We start from the raw sequence: 15,606 nt of genomic DNA, 5'->3' as shown, positions 1-15,606 counted from the left end.
ATGCGGGCTTTACGCGATTTCGATCGGCTTCACGTCTTCGTAGACGGAGCCGTCGTCATCATACCACGTGAATTTGAAATCGCCTGCGGCCTCGACCTTGGCGTCGAATTCGAAATAGGGGTTGGTCGAGACGGCCGGGTCGATGGCCACATCCACCACGTTCACCCCGTTCAGATCGCAGGTGAAGCGGTTGATGATGGACCGCGGGATCAGATTGCCGTCCGAGCCCTTGCGCTGGCCGGATTCCATATTGTGCGAGATCAGCGCCTTGATGGTGACAACCTCGCCCGCTTTGGCCGACTTCGGAACCTTCACGCGGGGCTTTGCATCTTTTGCCATGTCGTTTCTCCTGTTCCTGAACTCAGCCGCCGCAGCCGCCGATGGTCACCTTGACGGTGGTCTGTGCCTTGATCACCGACCCATCCGCCATTTTCGCCAGGGCGATCACGTCCTGGGTCGAGGCAAGGCGGATACGGGTCGCAGCCCGCTGGGCACCAGCCGCCGGACCAAAGGTAAAGGTGGCGACGGCCGGTTCGGGGTTGCCAGCGGCCATCAGCATGATGGCGACGGCGCCGGGTGCATTCACCTCGATCGGAACCGTGTTGCCGTTTTCCGCGATTTCGGGGGCGGTCAGCGTCAGCCCGCCTTCGCCGATGCTGGCAGAGCCGGCAAAAGCGGTGGTCAGTTCCTCGACCGTTTTCGCAAGGGCGGCAGAGCCCGGCAGCATTGCGGCCGCCAGACCGCCAAAGCCGACCCAGAGCGCATCGCGTCGTGAAAGTTTCATCGGTTTCTCCTTCGTGTTGGGCGGCCCGGCGCGAAGCGGGCGTCAGTCCTTCAGGGTCAAGAGGAAGGCGACGACATCCTCGATCTGCTGGGCTTTGAGAATGGGCGGCAGTGGTTCCGTGCCTGCCTTGCCGGTATAGGCGTCACCAGGGCGAACGAAGCCTTCGCCCTTGAAGAAGGCGGGCATGAAGGTTCCGTCGAATGTCATCTTGGCATTCGCAACCAGGCCGCGCAGTTGGCCTTCGGTCCAACGGTCGGCCGCGCCGTCCAGCGGCGGGCCGATGTCGCCCGGAAACTCGACGTCCGGCAGGGCGCCGATCTGGTGGCAGGCCACGCAATTGCCAAGGGCTGCGGTCGTCATGACCTTGACCCCATTCGCGGCATCGCCCGGAACGCCGGTCAGCGATGCCTCGATCGCGCCGTCCACGAAGACGGCGTCCTTCGGCCCGGTCTCGGAAATGGCAGGTGTCGCAATGGCCAATGCCAGTGCCGACACGTACCATAGATGGCTGTTCATGCTGTCCTCCCTGTCCTCTCCCGGTATCCATGATAGTGCCAAAACGTCGCAGGTGACAACATGGATATATGTATTTTTGAATATTCCTATGTCTTGGGTGCGTCAAGATGGCGCGTCAATCCGTTCCGCCAAGGGTGCGGGCGACAAACTTTTGAAAATGTTCGCCGTTTTCATAGCCGTGATCCCTGACCCAGGACAGGAGCGCCTTGGTGGTGCCTTTGCCGAAGGCTCCGGGCATCATGGCGACAGCGGCGGTGCCGGTATGCGCGTCGTCTGCCACCTGTTCGGGCAGAAAGATCAGCGTTGGCGTGAACATGACCCCCCAACGCACCGCCATATCCTTTTCTGCCAGGGTGGTGCCGTCAAAGTCGGTGATCTCGACATCGCCGAACAGGTTCATCTGCACGACGAAATAGGTGTCTCTAATCAATGCGTCGATCTCGGGATCGGCGAATACCTCTTCGTGCATCTTCTTGCAGTAGATGCAGCCGCGCTGTTCCACGATGATCAACAGCCGCTTGCCTTCGGCATTTGCCTCGGCCAGATCCTCGGGCAGATCCTTGAAGGTCTCGCGCAGCCAGTCAGGCTTGTGCAACCCGTCATCTCCGACAGTCGCGGCAAGCGCGGGGGCGGAAGCCAGCAGCAGGGCGACGAACAGGGCGCGAATCGGTTTCATGGCAGACTTCCCTTCATTTCAGCGTGGCGGACCAGTCGAAGTTGCGAATCATCCAGTCGGCAATGAGGTTCACCGAATTGGTGGCGATCAGCAGGCCGAACACGATCAGCATGACCCCCATCGCCTTTTCAACATACCCCATCATGTTGCGATGCCGGGCGACCCAGCCAAGAAACGGCCCGGCAAAGAATGCCGCGACCACAAAGGGCAGGGTCATGGCCAGCCCGTAGACGACCAGCAGCAGCCCGCCGCGCCACAAGTCGCCCATGCCGCCGGCAACCATCAGAATCGCCGCCAGTGCCGGGCCGACGCAGGGGGTCCAGCCAAAGCCGAAGGCAAGGCCCATCACATAGGCGCCGACAAAGCTGGAGGGTTTTGCATCCGACTGGACGCGCGCCTCGCGGTACAGCAGGCCGATTTTCAGCACGCCCAGGAAATGCAGGCCGAACAGGATCAGCACGGCGGCGGCGACCCAGGACAGGGTTTCTTTCCATTGTGCAAATGCCTTGCCCACGGCGGTGGCGCCCAGGCCAAGCAGCAGGAATATGGTGGTGACGCCAAGGGCAAAGGCCAAGGCGCGCAACACCAGCCGCCGTCTGGCGCCGGGGGCCAGTTGCCCGCCATCGCGCAGGTCATTGACCGACGATCCCGCCATATAGGACAGATAGAACGGCACCATCGGCAGAATGCAGGGCGACAGGAAGGACAGAAGCCCCGCCAGCGCGGCCCCGCCAAAAGTGATATCGAGCATCGCCCCTCCTCGAAGCTCGCAGGTGGGCAACGCTTGTAGAGCACGCCCGGTTACATTAGCATATTTCTATGTTCTTCTGTGTTCGTCAATCCTGCGGGTGGCTGCCATGATTCAACGTCTTGCCCTGTCGCTGATGCTGGCCGTCGTCCTGCCGCTGCAAGCATTGGGCGCCGAACTGGAGTTGCTGATGTTCGAACAACCCGGCTGCATCTATTGCGCGCGCTGGAACGAGGACGTCGCGCCGGAATATCCCATTACGGAAGAGGGGCGCGCCGCGCCGCTGCGCCGGGTGCAGTTGCGCGCCGCCTTGCCCGAAGATGTCACGCTTGCCCGGCCGGTCAATTTCACGCCGACATTCGTTCTGCTGGCCGACGGCGTCGAGCACGGGCGCCTTGAAGGATACACCGCCGAGGATTTCTTCTGGCCGATGCTGGCCAGGATGATTGCCGCAGCGCAGGCGAACTAGGCTGCGGCCGACAAATTTCTCCGGCTCCCCGGTTTCAGTTGCCCTGCGGCGACTTCCCCGGCATTTAGGGGCCAAGGGAAGGGGCGGGGCCGTGGAAGATATGGTGGGCGATCAAGGCGAATGGGACAGCGAGCTGGACGGGCTGGTCGCCGCTGCGTCCGATGCATCGACCTTCCTTAAGGCACTTGGGCACGATGGTCGGCTGACGATCCTGTGTCATCTGCTGACGGGCCCCAAGAGTGTGACAGAGTTGGAAAATCTGTTGGCGTCCCGCCAGGCGGTGGTCAGCCAGCAACTTGCCCGCTTGCGATACGAAGGGTTGGTCAGTGCCCGGCGCGAGGGGCAGGCGATCTATTATTCCATTCTGGATCCAAAGGTCGTTGACATCCTGGCGGTTCTGAAAAGGCTGTATGGCGGGGCCTGCTGACAAGGCTGCGAAGACACTGCGAGGGGCCGACCCCTCTTGGTGGGGAGGAATGCGATGGAAGAGCTTCCGGTCGGAGTGCTGGCGGCGCTGGTGGGGTTGCTGGGCGGTATCGTCCTGGGCCTGTCGGCCCGTCTGGGTGATTTCTGCACGCTCGGCGCGCTGGAGTCGGCGATCTATGGCAAGGACTACCGCCGCCTGCGTCTGTGGGGGGTGGTGCTGGGCGTGGCGATCCTGGGCACCCAGGGCCTTGCCATGGCCGGGCTGATCGAGTTGCAGGGAACCTTTTACCACAGCATCGCCTGGAATCCGCTTGGCTCCATCATTGGCGGGCTTGTTTTCGGCTATGGCATGGCGATGGCTGGGAATTGCGGCTTTGGCGCGCTGGTGCGGTTCGGTGGCGGCGATCTGCGGTCGCTGGTCGTGGTGGTGGTCATGGGCATCTTCGGATTTTTCGCCCTGGCAGGGCCGCTGGCGCCGCTGCGGGTGATGCTGTTTCCCCAGCCCGAGGCAACCGGGCCGCAGGGCATTGTCCACGATCTGGGCAGCCTTGGCGTTCCGGCCGTGGCGGTGGTCGCGGTGATCGGCCTGGGCGCGCTGATCTGGGGCCTGTCCCATGCGCCGCTGCGCGCCCGGCCAAAGATGGTCGCCTGGGGCGCGGCGGCCGGGCTTGCGGTGACCTGGACCTTTCTGGGCACCAGTTGGCTTTATGACCACAGCCTTGGCGAGGTGGCGGTCGAAGGCCCGTCCTTCACCGCGCCGGTCGGGCGGACGCTGATCTATCTGATGACCTCGACCGCCGGTGGTATCACCTTTTCCGTCGGCTCTGTCGTCGGTGTGATGGCGGGGGCACTGATCGGGTCGATCTCCCGTGGCCTGTTCAAATGGGAAGCCTGCGAAGACCCGCGCGAACTCGGCCGTCAGGTTGGCGGCGCCGCTCTGATGGGGGTCGGCGGCGTTGTGGCGATGGGGTGTTCGGTCGGGCAGGGGGTCACTGCCTTTGCCACGCTGGCATGGTCCGGCCCTGTGACGCTGATCGCGATCGCCGCAGGGGCGGCGCTGGGGTTGCAGCAACTAATCGGTGGCTATCAGCCGGAATAGGCCCGCGCGACCGGGGCCGATACCTTTGCCGCCCGTCCTTCACCGGGCGGCAAAAGGCAAAGTTCTGCGCCTTCTGCGGCCAACGGCTTGCAGAGCCTACGGAAACATGGCCCTATCCGCGCGATTCCAGCGAGGGGAGAGACGGATGCGACTTCAGGGCAAGACGGCCATCGTGACCGGGGCAGGTTCGGGATTTGGCGCGGGCATCGCCCGGCGCTTCGCGCTGGAAGGCGCACGTGTCATGGTTGCGGACATCAACGCCGAAGCGGCGCGGTCTGTCGCGGACGAGATCGGCGGCATTGCCCAAGGTGTCGATGTCGGCAACGGCGAGTCGGTGGATGCCATGGCCGCTGCGGCTGTGGCGGCCTTTGGCGGAACGCCGGACATTCTGGTGAACAACGCGGGTGTCACCCATCTGCCCGCCTTCATGGAGGATGTGTCCGAGGCCGATTTCGACCGGGTACTGCTGGTGAATGCCAAGTCGGTCTACCTGATCGCGCGGGCGCTGGTGCCGGGGATGAAGGCCCGCGGCTCGGGGGCGATCCTGAACGTCGCCTCGACTGCCGGGGTCAGCCCGCGGCCCAAGCTGAACTGGTACAATGCCTCGAAGGGTTGGATGATCACGGCCACCCGCGCGATGGCGGTGGAACTGGCGCCATTCGGCGTCCGGGTGAATGCGATCAACCCGGTTGCCGGAGAGACGCCGCTGCTGAAGAGCTTCATGGGCGAGGATACCCCCGAGGTGCGGGCCAAATTCCTGTCCACCATCCCGATCGGGCGGTTCTCGACCCCAGAGGATATGGCGAATGCGGCGCTGTTCCTGTGTTCGGACGAGGCGGGCATGGTGACGGGCGTGGCGATGGAAGTCGACGGCGGGCGCTGCATCTAGGCGCTGGTGCGGGGCGGCCAGCGCCGGGGGGCTGTCTGCCCCCCGGACCCCCCGAGGGTATTTGCGGCAAGATGAAACAGATGGAGGGCGCTGCGATGCGGCCAGGACCGAGAAACCTGATCACGGATGTTCCGGGGCTGAAGGTGGGCAATGCCGAGGATGCGCATGTGCGCACCGGCACGTCCGTCCTGTTGGGCGAGCGGGCTTTCGTCGCGGCGGTTTCGGTCATGGGCGGATCGCCCGGCACGCGGGAGACTGATCTGCTTGCACCCGACAAGGTGGTGCAGGAGGTTGAGGCGCTGGTGCTGTCGGGGGGGTCGGTCTATGGGCTCGATGCTGTCGGCGGTGTGGTGGATGGCCTGCGGGCCATGGGGCGGGGCTTTCCGGTGCATGGCCTGCATGTGCCGGTGGTGCCGGGGGCGATCATCTTTGATCTGGTGAATGGCGGGGACAAGGGCTGGGATGCCAGCCCCTATCCGGGGCTTGGCCGACGGGCGCTGGCTGCGGTGGCGGAGGATTTCGCCATCGGATCGGCCGGCGCGGGCTATGGGGCGACGACGAAGAACCTCAAGGGCGGTTTGGGGTCGGCGTCGGCCGTGCTGTCGAACGGGGTGACGGTGGGGGCGCTGGTGGCGGTCAACCCGCTGGGGTCGGTTGTGGTGGGCGACACCGGGCAGTTCTGGGCGGCGCCCTGGGAGATGGACGGCGAGTTCGGCGCAGGCGGCGTGGCGCAAATCTATCCGGCGGATGAGGAGATGCGCCCCGGCAAGGCATTGCGCGAGGCGACCACGATCGCGATCGTGGCGACGGATGCGCGGCTGACTCAGGCGCAGGCGCTGCGCATGGCGACGGCTGCCCAGGACGGGATGGCGCGGGCCATCGTGCCCAGCCATACACCGTTCGATGGCGATCTGGTCTTTGGCGTATCGACCGGAGCGCGGGATCTGGAGCACGGCGATGCGGATGTCTTTACGCTGGGCCATGCGGCGGCGACGGTTCTGGCCCGTGCCATCGCGCGGGGGGTTCATGCGGCAACGGCCATGGATGGCGATGTACAGCCGTCCTGGGCCAGCCTTTATGGACGGTGACATCCGCCTGGTATCCGGGCCCCGATACGGCTGATGGCCAAGCGGGGCATTCCGCCGCGGGTTACAACAGGATGACGCGGCGATCCGGTGTCAGATGCTGGAGTGAATCCTGTTGCAGGCCGGGGAGGATGGTGTCTTCGGGCGTCTGGCCGGTATGGGCCATGCGTATGACCCAGCCGGCAATGCCATGCGACACGATCACCCGCAGCTCTGCCGGATCGGCGGCGACCCTGGCCAGCGCCGGCGCGATGCGGGCCATCAGCATGTCGAGTGTTTCGCCGTTCGGGCCGTGAAAAAACCAATGGTGCCGTGGCACCTGCGCGCGCAGACCGGGCCAGCGCGCGTCGATTTCCGGCTGGGTCAATCCGTCCCACGCGCCGAAGCTGATTTCCTTGAAGCCCGGATCGACCAGGGGTTCGGGCGATCCGGGGATCCGGTCCGCAACGATCCGCGCCGTGTCGAAGGCGCGTGTCAGCGGGCTGGCGTGGATGGCCACCCGCCGCCCTGCAGCCAGTTGCGCCAGCCTGTCGCCCATGCGCAGGGCCTGGGCGCGGCCAATCTCGGTCAGCGGTGAGTCGAGCTGACCTTGAAGCCGCCCTGCCACGTTGAATTCGGTCTGGCCATGCCGCAGCAGGACGATCATCCGATCAGTGCCCTGGTCAGCGGGCTGGTGGCATCGGTCATCGGGGCGATAACGTCGAAGTGGTGGTGCCCGGCCGAGACTTGCCAAGGACAATCCCAGTTTTCCGACAGGAGCCGCGCCTGCCACAGGAAGGCGGGGCGTTCCTGCCCGCCGACCCAGACCAGCACATCCTGCCCGGCGCGGCGCCGCAGACGCGCGGGGCTTTCGGCGGCCACCTCGGCGGAGACGAGCCGCAGTTTGGCGTTCATTCCGGTCAGCGCGATCTGTTCCAGATCGGCCAGGGGCGACACCGGCACCGCCCGCAGGATGCGGGCCGCAATGTCCGGTGCCAGCGGGGCATCGGCGCAGGCCATGCGGGCCGTCAGGTGCCCCCCGGCGCTGTGGCCGGTGAGCACGATGGGGCCGGGCACCTGGGCGGCGATGGCGGTGATGGCGGCGCCAATCTCTTGTGTCATCTGCGAAATCCGGGCGTCGGGCGCCAGGGTGTAGGACGGCAAAGCCACCGCCCAGCCATGCGCAAGTGGCCCCGCAGCCAGATGCGACCAGATCTCGCGCCCGAAGGCGAGCCAGTAGCCGCCGTGGATGAACACGACCACGCCTTTGGGTGGGCCATCGGGCAGGAAGAGGTCGTAGCGATGCCGCGCGCCTTCGCCATAGGGCAGGTCCAGCCGGGCCCGTGCGGTGGCGCGGAACGCCTCGGCATCGGCTTGCCAGCGCGCGGGATAGTCCGCCCCTTGCGGGATGAAATCCGCATTCGCATAGGCACGATCCCAATCCATCCGTCATTCCTCCGTCGCTGGACAAGCCTGTCGGGCCATGCTTGACATGTTCTGAACCGAAATGGGAGGCCCCGATGCTGGATACCGCGAGCGATCTGAAATCACTGTTGAAAGACCCGACGCTGTTGGCAACCAAGGCTTATGTGGCGGGCGAATGGATCGAGGCAGACGATGGTTCGACCTTTCCTGTGACCAACCCTGCGCGGGGCGACGTGATCTGCACCGTGCCGAACCTGGGGAGGGCCGAGGTGGCGCGCGCCATTGCCGCCGCGGAAACCGCGATGAAGGCATGGCAGACGCGCACCGCGAAGGAACGCGCCAACATCCTGCGCAAATGGTTCGATCTGATGATGGCGAACCAGGACGATCTGGGCGCCATTCTGACAGCAGAGATGGGCAAGCCGTTGGCCGAGGCCAAGGGCGAGGTCGCCTATGGCGCCAGCTTCATCGAATGGTTCGCCGAAGAGGCCAAGCGCATCTATGGCGAGACGATCCCCGGCCACCAACCGGACAAGCGGATCACTGTGCTCAAGCAGCCCATCGGGGTTGTTGGCTCGATCACGCCATGGAACTTTCCCAACGCGATGATCACCCGCAAATGTGGCCCGGCGCTGGCGGCGGGCTGCGGCTTTGTCGGGCGCCCGGCGGCGGAAACCCCGCTGTCCGCGCTGGCGCTGGCGGTGTTGGCAGAACGCGCCGGGGTGCCAGGGGGGCTGTTCTCGATCGTGACCTCGAAACGCTCGTCCGATATCGGCAAGGAGTTCTGCGAGAACCCCGCGATCCGCAAGCTGACCTTTACCGGATCGACCGAGGTGGGGCGCATCCTGCTGCGGCAGGCGGCGGATCAGGTGATGAAATGCAGCATGGAGCTGGGCGGCAATGCGCCGTTCATCGTCTTTGACGATGCCGATCTGGATGCCGCCGTACAGGGTGCCATCATGTCCAAGTATCGCAACAACGGGCAGACCTGCGTTTGCGCCAACCGGATCTATGTGCAGGCCGGGGTCTACGATGCCTTTGCCGACAAGCTGGCGGCGGCGGTGGACAAGATGCGCGTCGGGGACGGGCTGACCGAAACGGTGGAACTGGGGCCGCTGGTCAACATGGCCGCAGTCGAGAAGGTCGAGGAGCATGTCGCCGATGCCGTCGCCAAGGGTGGCAAGGTCGTCGCAGGGGGGCAGCGGCACGAACGCGGTGGAAACTTCTTTCAGCCCACCATCATCACCGGGGTCACGCAGGATATGATGGTGTCGAAGGAAGAGACCTTTGGCCCCCTGGCACCCCTGTTCCGGTTCGAAACCGAGGAAGAGGTCGTGGGATATGCCAATGACACCATCTTTGGGCTGGCGGCATATTTCTACGCCCGCGACATCGGTCTCATCACCCGCGTCCAGGAAGCCCTGGAATATGGCATCGTCGGGGTGAACACCGGGATCATCTCGACCGAGGTTGCGCCGTTCGGGGGCGTCAAGCAATCGGGTCTGGGGCGCGAGGGCAGCCGTCACGGAATCGAGGATTATCTGGAGATGAAATACGTCTGCCTCTCGATCTGACGCGGGCCGCCCCGTCGCTGTGGCGCAATCCCGGTCTGCGGGGCGGGGGCGTCAAACAGCCGCGCCCGCCCATGTTGGCGGGCGCATCGCTTGTGCCCGATGGGGTGCATTGCGGGGCGGTGCCCACCGCTCTGGCCGGCATTTTCATAGGGGGGTGATGGCCCTGGGCGATGAAACACGCGGAATTGCGCCCGTGCGCCCCCCGCCCCCTTTCCCTGCTGGGTCAGCAACGTTACAACAAGCCGCCTGCCGCTGATCGAGTCGCGGGCATTCACGCTTGCACGGACAGGATCACCTCAGGATGTCGGTTTTCTCGGGCCTCTTTTCGTCGGACATGGCCATCGACCTCGGAACGGCGAATACGCTCGTCTACGTCAAGGGCCGGGGGATCGTGCTGAATGAACCTTCCGTTGTGGCCTATCACGTCAAGGATGGCAAAAAGCAGGTTCTCGCCGTGGGCGAGGATGCCAAGCTTATGCTGGGCCGCACCCCTGGCAGCATCGAGGCGATCCGTCCGATGCGCGATGGCGTGATTGCGGATTTCGACACCGCGGAAGAGATGATCAAGTATTTCATCCGCAAGGTGCACAAGCGTACCACCTTTTCCAAGCCCAAGATCATCGTCTGCGTGCCGCATGGCGCGACGCCGGTGGAGAAGCGGGCGATCCGCCAGTCGGTGCTGTCTGCGGGTGCGCGCCGTGCGGGTCTGATCGCGGAACCTATCGCGGCGGCCATCGGGGCGGGGATGCCGATCACCGATCCCACCGGCAGCATGGTGGTGGATATCGGCGGTGGCACGACCGAAGTCGCGGTGCTGAGCCTGGGCGATATCGTCTATGCCCGTTCTGTGCGGGTCGGCGGGGATCGCATGGATGAAGCGATCGTCAGCTATCTGCGCCGCCACCAGAACCTGCTGGTCGGCGAGGCGACGGCGGAACGGATCAAGTGCCAGATCGGAACCGCGCGGATGCCCGATGACGGGCGCGGCCAGTCCATGACCATCCGCGGCCGCGACCTGCTGAACGGCGTGCCCAAGGAAACCGAGATCAACCAGGCCCAGGTGGCCGAGGCGCTGGCCGAGCCGGTGCAGCAGATCTGCGATGCCGTGATGCAGGCGCTGGAGGCGACGCCACCCGATCTGGCCGCAGATATCGTGGACCGGGGCGTGATGCTGACCGGCGGCGGGGCGTTGCTGGGCGAGCTGGATCTGGCGCTGCGTGAACAGACGGGGCTGTCGATCTCGGTTGCTGATGAGTCACTCAATTGTGTGGCTCTGGGCACCGGCAAGGCGCTGGAATACGAAAAGCAGCTCCGGCATGTGATAGACTACGACAGCTGAGGGGCACCACCCCGGCCTGAACCTATCGAGAGGCGGCCTTGGCAAGGGACCGTGACCCACAGCAGTATTCCCGCCCGGTGCGCCGCATTCTTGTCGGCGCACTTGGTGTTGCGCTGCTTGGTCTGTTCCTGTTGTGGCGCATCGACAGTCCGCGGGTGGAACGGTTCCGCATGGCGCTTCTGGACCGGATCGTGCCCAATATGGACTGGGCCATGGCGCCCATCACCTGGGGCGCCGGCGTGGTGGACGGGTTTCAGTCCTATACCCGGGTTTACGAACAGAACCAGGAATTGCGCCGCGAGTTGCAGCAGATGAAGGCGTGGCGCGAGGCTGCGTTGCAACTGGAACAAAAGAACGCCAAGCTGCTGGACCTGAACCAGGTGCGGCTGGATCCCAAGCTGACCCATGTTACAGGGGTGGTGCTGGCCGATAGCGGCAGCCCGTTCCGGCAGTCGGTGCTGCTGAACGTGGGCGCGCGTGACGGGATCCGCGATGGCTGGGCCACGATGGACGGGCTGGGCGTGGTGGGGCGCATCTCGGGGGTGGGGCGCACGGTCAGCCGGGTGGTGCTGTTGACCGATGCTTCCAGCCGCGTGCCGGTGACGGTCCAGCCATCGGGGCAGCGGGCGATCCTGTCAGGTGACAACTCGCCGTTGCCGCCGCTGGATTTTCTGGAGAAATCCGATCTTGTGCGCCCCGGCGACCGGGTTGTCACCTCGGGCGATGGGGGTGTGTTTCCGGCCGGGTTGCTGGTGGGGCAGGTTGTTCAGGGGGCTGACCGGCGCCTGCGCGTCGCGCCTGCGGCCGATTACCTGCGGCTGGAATTCCTGCGCGTGCTGCGCAGCCACGAGGCCGAGCGGATCGACGACCCCGGTGTGCTGATCCCGCCACCGCCCGGAACCCTGCCCGAGCCGCAGGCCGCCGTTCCCGATGGGGGCGCCGATGGCTGAGGGCGCACGCGACAGTTTGTGGATGTGGCGCGGGCTGTTTGTCGCGGCGGTCGCGGTGATGCTGTTCCTGCGTATTCTGCCGCTGCGGTCGCAGGCAGGTGGCTTGCCCGGCCCGGATTTGCTGATGTGCCTGAGTTGCGCCTGGGTCTTGCGCCGGCCGGACCATCTGCCTGCGCTGCTCATCGCCGGGGCCGTGCTGGTCGAAGACATGTTGCTGATGCGCCCACCTGGCTTGTGGGCGGCGCTGATGCTGATCGGCACGGAATTCCTGCGCAGCCGGGCCGCATTCTCGCGCGAACTGACGCTGGTCTCGGAATGGGTGATGGTGGCGATTGTCATGCTGGCCATGCTGCTGGCCTACCGCTTTGTGCTGGCGCTGACGATGTTGCCCCAGCCGGGTCTGGGGTTGACGCTTGTGCAGTTCGTGTTCTCGGTCCTGGCCTATCCCTTCGTGGTGGGCGTCTTGCGGGTGGCGTTCGGATTGCGCAAGCCCGCCACCGGCGAGGTTGACGCCATGGGGAGGCGGCTATGAGACGCAGCGCCCGCGATACCGATGATGCTGCCCGCAAGGTCACGCGGCGGGCGCTGTTTCTGGGGGGATGTCAGGCCGCTGTCGTCGCGGTTCTGGCCGCCCGGTTGCGATACATGCAGGTCGAACAGGCGGACCAGTTCCGTTTGCTGGCCGAGGAGAACCGGGTTTCCATCCGCCTTGTGCCCCCCGCGCGCGGCCAGATCTTTGACCGCAACGGCGTGTTGATCGCCGGCAACGAACAGAATTACCGTGTCACGATCACCAGAGAGGACGCAGGCGATGTCGAGGCGGTGCTGCATCGTCTGGCCGAGGGGATCCCCCTGACCGAGGACGATATCGAGCGGACCTTGCGGGAGGTGAAGCGCCGCAGCCCCTTTGTTCCCATCATCGTGGCCGAGCGGCTGACCTGGGAACAGTTGTCCTGGGTTTCGGTCAATGCGCCCTCGTTGCCGGGGGTGCAGCCCGAGGTTGGGCTGAGCCGCGTCTATCCGCTGGATCAGGATTTCGCCCATGCGGTGGGATATGTCGGCCCGGTGTCGGAAAGCGACCTGGCCCAGCTGGAAAGCCCCGACCCGGTGTTGCAGATACCCAAGTTCCAGATCGGCAAGGTCGGGGTGGAACGGCGGATGGAAGATGCGCTGCGCGGGGCCGCCGGATCGCGGCGGATCGAGGTCAACGCCGCTGGCCGCGTGATGCGCGAGCTGGACCGGCGCGAAGGCGACGAAGGCGCCGATGTCGTGCTGACGCTGGATGTCGCCTTGCAGAACTATGCCCGCATCCGGCTGGGGGGCGAGAGTGCCAGCGCCGTTGTGATGGATGTGCAGTCGGGCGACATCGTTGCGCTGGTCTCGGTGCCGTCGTTCGATCCGAACCTGTTCGTGAGGGGCATTTCCAACACCGATTTTCGCGCGCTGATGGATGATGCCGATTTTCGCCCCTTGTCGAACAAGGCGGTGTCGGGCGCCTATCCGCCCGGATCGACCTTCAAGATGGTCACCGCCCTGGCGGCGCTGGAGGCCGGCGTGATCACGCCGGAAACGACGGTGCGCTGCCCTGGCCATTACGATGCGGGCGGGCGGCGGTTCCACTGCTGGAAGCGCGGCGGCCATGGCGCGGTGAACCTGAACAGCAGCCTGGCCGAAAGCTGCGACGTCTATTACTACGACATCGCCCAGCGGGTCGGTATCGACGCCATTGCCGCCATGTCGGAGCGGCTGGGGCTGGGTGTGCGGCATGATCTGCCAATGTCGGCGATTGCCGAAGGGCTGAACCCGAACCGCCACTGGAAACGGGAAAAGCGCGGACAGGAATGGCGGATCGGCGACACGATCAACGCCTCTATCGGGCAAGGCTATGTCCTTGCCTCGCCGATCCAGTTGGCGGTGATGAGCGCGCGCTTGGCGACCGGGCTTGCCGTCGAACCCCGTCTGGTCAAGGCCGTCGATGGCGTGGATGTGCCCGTGTCCGCAGCCGCCCCGCTGGGGCTGAAGCCGCAGAACTTGCGGGCGGTCCAGCAAGGGATGTTCGCCGTGACCAATACCCGCAGCGGTACCGCATATTCATCGCGCTCCGATGACAAGGCGACCCTGATCGCGGGCAAGACCGGAACCAGCCAGGTGCGCAATATCACCGCGGCCGAGCGTGCGCGTGGTGTGCTGCGCAACGATCAGTTGCCGTGGAACCGGCGCGACCATGCGCTTTATGTCGCCTATGCGCCCTCGGACGCGCCGCGCTATGCGGTCTCGGTGGTGGTCGAACATGGCGGCGGCGGGTCGGGCGTGGCAGCCCCCATCGCGCGCGACATCCTGCTGTTCGCGCTGCATGGCGGCATTCCACCGGAAACGGCCTATCCGGCGGCGCAGCGCAACCGGATCGAGACACAGCACCGCACCATGCCGCTGCGCGATCCAGGCCAATTGGCTGGAACCAGCCGTACGCGGGCCTGACGGGCGGGGGCATCCGATGAGCTATCTGGAATACTCGGTCAAGCGCGTCCCAGCGGGTTTTCGCAAGCTGCTGCATATCAACTGGGCCCTTGCGGTACTGCTGGCGGCCATCGCCTCGGTCGGGTTCCTGATGCTGTATTCCGTGGCGGACGGCGATATCGACCGCTGGGCAGAGCCACAGATGGAACGCTTTGGCCTTGGGCTGGTGGTGATGCTGGCCATCGGGCTGGTGCCGATCTGGTTCTGGCGCAACATGGCTGGCGTTGCCTATGGCGTGTCGCTGTTGCTGTTGATCGCGGTTGAGCTTTTTGGCGATGTCGGCATGGGTGCGCAGCGTTGGCTGGATCTGGGCTTCATGCGCCTGCAACCTTCTGAATTGATGAAGGTTGCCATGGTGATGATGCTTGCAGCCTATTACGACTGGCTGGACGTCAAGCGCACGTCGCGCCCGTTCTGGGTGCTTGTGCCGGTGTTCCTGATCCTGTTGCCCACCGCCCTTGTGTTGCGCCAACCGGATCTGGGCACATCGCTGATGCTGGTCGGGTCCGGCGTGGCGGTGATGCTGGTTGCCGGGGTCCACTGGGCCTATTTCGCGTCGGTTCTGGCCATGGGCGCGGGGGGCGTTGCCACCGTTCTGTTGTCGCGTGGAACCGAGTGGCAGGTCCTGCTGGATTATCAGTATCGCCGGATCGACACATTCCTTGATCCCGGATCAGATCCGCTTGGGGCCGGGTATCACATCAGCCAGGCCAAGATCGCGCTAGGTTCCGGGGGGTGGGCTGGCAAGGGCTTCATGCAGGGCACGCAGAGCAGGCTGAACTTTCTGCCCGAAAAGCACACCGACTTCATCTTCAACACCCTGACCGAAGAATTCGGTTTCATTGGCGGGATCAGCCTGTTGACGCTGTATTCGCTGGTCATCGTGTTCTGCATCATCACAGCCTTGCGGACCAAGGACCGCTTTGCGGCCTTGGTGACGCTGGGGATCGCGGCAACGTTCTTTCTGTACTTCGGCGTCAACATGGCGATGGTCATGGGGCTGGCGCCTGTCGTGGGCTCGCCCCTGCCGCTGGTGTCTTATGGCGGATCGGCGATGCTGGTGCTGATGATCGGCTTCGGTCTGGTCCAGAGCGCGCATGTCCACCGCCCGCGTTAGGGGGCGGTGGCTG

18 protein-coding genes are annotated in these 15,606 nt (G+C 65.0%); 11 read left to right on the top strand and 7 right to left on the bottom strand.

Annotated elements, in window-relative coordinates; translation table 11 throughout:
- Positions 1 to 9: 9 nt before the first annotated feature.
- The 5 genes from soxZ to BW970_RS07450 form a co-directional block, all read right to left on the bottom strand.
- Positions 10 to 339 (bottom strand): thiosulfate oxidation carrier complex protein SoxZ, encoded by a 330-nt coding sequence (gene soxZ, locus BW970_RS07470; RefSeq protein WP_076529767.1) that lies wholly within the window; start codon positions 337 to 339, stop codon positions 10 to 12.
- A 22-nt stretch (positions 340 to 361) separates the two neighbouring features.
- Positions 362 to 784 (bottom strand): thiosulfate oxidation carrier protein SoxY, encoded by a 423-nt coding sequence (gene soxY / locus BW970_RS07465; RefSeq protein ID WP_076529766.1) that lies wholly within the window; start codon positions 782 to 784, stop codon positions 362 to 364.
- A gap of 42 nt (positions 785 to 826) precedes the next feature.
- Positions 827 to 1,300, bottom strand: a complete 474-nt coding sequence (gene soxX / locus BW970_RS07460) for a sulfur oxidation c-type cytochrome SoxX (protein ID WP_076529765.1) — start codon at positions 1,298 to 1,300, stop codon at positions 827 to 829.
- A gap of 115 nt (positions 1,301 to 1,415) precedes the next feature.
- Positions 1,416 to 1,976 (bottom strand): SoxW family protein, encoded by a 561-nt coding sequence (locus BW970_RS07455; protein ID WP_076529764.1) that lies wholly within the window; start codon positions 1,974 to 1,976, stop codon positions 1,416 to 1,418.
- Positions 1,977 to 1,989: 13 nt separating this feature from the next.
- Entirely contained in the window at positions 1,990 to 2,727 is a 738-nt protein-coding gene (locus BW970_RS07450; RefSeq protein ID WP_076529763.1) for a cytochrome c biogenesis CcdA family protein, read from the bottom strand.
- Between the two features lie 106 nt (positions 2,728 to 2,833).
- On the opposite strand from BW970_RS07450, the gene BW970_RS07445 reads away from it, so the two are divergent.
- From BW970_RS07445 to BW970_RS07425, 5 genes are all read left to right on the top strand, one after another.
- On the top strand, positions 2,834 to 3,193 hold the full coding sequence (locus BW970_RS07445) for a thioredoxin family protein (protein ID WP_076529762.1): 360 nt from the start codon (positions 2,834 to 2,836) through the stop codon (positions 3,191 to 3,193).
- A gap of 100 nt (positions 3,194 to 3,293) precedes the next feature.
- Positions 3,294 to 3,620 carry an ArsR/SmtB family transcription factor gene (locus BW970_RS07440; RefSeq protein WP_076530215.1) on the top strand — a complete coding sequence of 109 codons (327 nt, stop codon included), beginning with the start codon at positions 3,294 to 3,296 and terminating at the stop codon, positions 3,618 to 3,620.
- 54 nt (positions 3,621 to 3,674) lie between these two features.
- Positions 3,675 to 4,718: a YeeE/YedE family protein gene (locus BW970_RS07435; RefSeq protein WP_076529761.1), complete on the top strand. Its 1,044-nt coding sequence runs from the start codon at positions 3,675 to 3,677 to the stop codon at positions 4,716 to 4,718.
- 145 nt (positions 4,719 to 4,863) lie between these two features.
- On the top strand, positions 4,864 to 5,607 hold the full coding sequence (locus tag BW970_RS07430) for a glucose 1-dehydrogenase (protein ID WP_076529760.1): 744 nt from the start codon (positions 4,864 to 4,866) through the stop codon (positions 5,605 to 5,607).
- A 95-nt stretch (positions 5,608 to 5,702) separates the two neighbouring features.
- Entirely contained in the window at positions 5,703 to 6,695 is a 993-nt protein-coding gene (locus tag BW970_RS07425) for a P1 family peptidase (RefSeq protein WP_076530212.1), read from the top strand.
- A gap of 61 nt (positions 6,696 to 6,756) precedes the next feature.
- Here the strand turns inward: BW970_RS07425 and BW970_RS07420 are convergent, their stop codons facing one another.
- On the bottom strand, positions 6,757 to 7,338 hold the full coding sequence (locus tag BW970_RS07420) for a histidine phosphatase family protein (protein WP_076529759.1): 582 nt from the start codon (positions 7,336 to 7,338) through the stop codon (positions 6,757 to 6,759).
- A complete protein-coding gene (locus BW970_RS07415; protein WP_076529758.1) occupies positions 7,335 to 8,117 on the bottom strand; it encodes an alpha/beta hydrolase in 783 nt (260 codons plus the stop codon). Before BW970_RS07415 ends, BW970_RS07420 begins: the two co-directional genes overlap by 4 nt.
- Before the next feature lie 74 nt (positions 8,118 to 8,191).
- Between BW970_RS07415 and BW970_RS07410 the strand changes: the two genes are divergently transcribed.
- The 6 genes from BW970_RS07410 to rodA all read left to right on the top strand — a co-directional run bounded on the left by BW970_RS07410 (position 8,192) and on the right by rodA (position 15,593).
- Positions 8,192 to 9,670: an NAD-dependent succinate-semialdehyde dehydrogenase gene (locus BW970_RS07410; RefSeq protein WP_076529757.1), complete on the top strand. Its 1,479-nt coding sequence runs from the start codon at positions 8,192 to 8,194 to the stop codon at positions 9,668 to 9,670.
- Between the two features lie 301 nt (positions 9,671 to 9,971).
- Entirely contained in the window at positions 9,972 to 11,009 is a 1,038-nt protein-coding gene (locus BW970_RS07405; RefSeq protein WP_076529756.1) for a rod shape-determining protein, read from the top strand.
- Positions 11,010 to 11,047: 38 nt separating this feature from the next.
- Positions 11,048 to 11,959, top strand: coding sequence for a rod shape-determining protein MreC (mreC, locus tag BW970_RS07400; protein ID WP_076529755.1), 912 nt, complete (start codon positions 11,048 to 11,050; stop codon positions 11,957 to 11,959).
- A complete protein-coding gene (locus BW970_RS07395) occupies positions 11,952 to 12,491 on the top strand; it encodes a rod shape-determining protein MreD (protein WP_076530209.1) in 540 nt (179 codons plus the stop codon). The genes mreC and BW970_RS07395 overlap by 8 nt, the downstream gene beginning before the upstream one ends.
- Entirely contained in the window at positions 12,488 to 14,437 is a 1,950-nt protein-coding gene (gene mrdA / locus BW970_RS07390) for a penicillin-binding protein 2 (RefSeq protein ID WP_076529754.1), read from the top strand. The genes BW970_RS07395 and mrdA overlap by 4 nt, the downstream gene beginning before the upstream one ends.
- Positions 14,438 to 14,453: 16 nt before the next feature.
- Entirely contained in the window at positions 14,454 to 15,593 is a 1,140-nt protein-coding gene (gene rodA / locus BW970_RS07385; protein ID WP_076529753.1) for a rod shape-determining protein RodA, read from the top strand.
- Positions 15,594 to 15,606 lie beyond the last annotated feature (13 nt).

The organism is Gemmobacter megaterium (genome assembly GCF_900156815.1).
Taxonomy (GTDB): domain Bacteria; phylum Pseudomonadota; class Alphaproteobacteria; order Rhodobacterales; family Rhodobacteraceae; genus Wagnerdoeblera; species Wagnerdoeblera megaterium.
Note: the sequence above shows the minus strand (reverse complement) of the source record. Positions and strands in the feature narration are given on the sequence as shown.

Excerpts from the sequence above, each read along its gene's own strand:
- soxZ (WP_076529767.1), bottom strand. The coding sequence starts at position 339 with ATGGCAAAAGATGCAAAGCCCCGCGTGAAGGTTCCGAAGTCGGCCAAA.
- soxY (WP_076529766.1), bottom strand. The coding sequence starts at position 784 with ATGAAACTTTCACGACGCGATGCGCTCTGGGTCGGCTTTGGCGGTCTG.
- soxX (WP_076529765.1), bottom strand. The coding sequence starts at position 1,300 with ATGAACAGCCATCTATGGTACGTGTCGGCACTGGCATTGGCCATTGCG.
- BW970_RS07455 (WP_076529764.1), bottom strand. The coding sequence starts at position 1,976 with ATGAAACCGATTCGCGCCCTGTTCGTCGCCCTGCTGCTGGCTTCCGCC.
- BW970_RS07450 (WP_076529763.1), bottom strand. The coding sequence starts at position 2,727 with ATGCTCGATATCACTTTTGGCGGGGCCGCGCTGGCGGGGCTTCTGTCC.
- BW970_RS07445 (WP_076529762.1), top strand. The coding sequence starts at position 2,834 with ATGATTCAACGTCTTGCCCTGTCGCTGATGCTGGCCGTCGTCCTGCCG.
- BW970_RS07440 (WP_076530215.1), top strand. The coding sequence starts at position 3,294 with ATGGTGGGCGATCAAGGCGAATGGGACAGCGAGCTGGACGGGCTGGTC.
- BW970_RS07435 (WP_076529761.1), top strand. The coding sequence starts at position 3,675 with ATGGAAGAGCTTCCGGTCGGAGTGCTGGCGGCGCTGGTGGGGTTGCTG.
- BW970_RS07430 (WP_076529760.1), top strand. The coding sequence starts at position 4,864 with ATGCGACTTCAGGGCAAGACGGCCATCGTGACCGGGGCAGGTTCGGGA.
- BW970_RS07425 (WP_076530212.1), top strand. The coding sequence starts at position 5,703 with ATGCGGCCAGGACCGAGAAACCTGATCACGGATGTTCCGGGGCTGAAG.
- BW970_RS07420 (WP_076529759.1), bottom strand. The coding sequence starts at position 7,338 with ATGATCGTCCTGCTGCGGCATGGCCAGACCGAATTCAACGTGGCAGGG.
- BW970_RS07415 (WP_076529758.1), bottom strand. The coding sequence starts at position 8,117 with ATGGATTGGGATCGTGCCTATGCGAATGCGGATTTCATCCCGCAAGGG.
- BW970_RS07410 (WP_076529757.1), top strand. The coding sequence starts at position 8,192 with ATGCTGGATACCGCGAGCGATCTGAAATCACTGTTGAAAGACCCGACG.
- BW970_RS07405 (WP_076529756.1), top strand. The coding sequence starts at position 9,972 with ATGTCGGTTTTCTCGGGCCTCTTTTCGTCGGACATGGCCATCGACCTC.
- BW970_RS07395 (WP_076530209.1), top strand. The coding sequence starts at position 11,952 with ATGGCTGAGGGCGCACGCGACAGTTTGTGGATGTGGCGCGGGCTGTTT.
- mrdA (WP_076529754.1), top strand. The coding sequence starts at position 12,488 with ATGAGACGCAGCGCCCGCGATACCGATGATGCTGCCCGCAAGGTCACG.
- rodA (WP_076529753.1), top strand. The coding sequence starts at position 14,454 with ATGAGCTATCTGGAATACTCGGTCAAGCGCGTCCCAGCGGGTTTTCGC.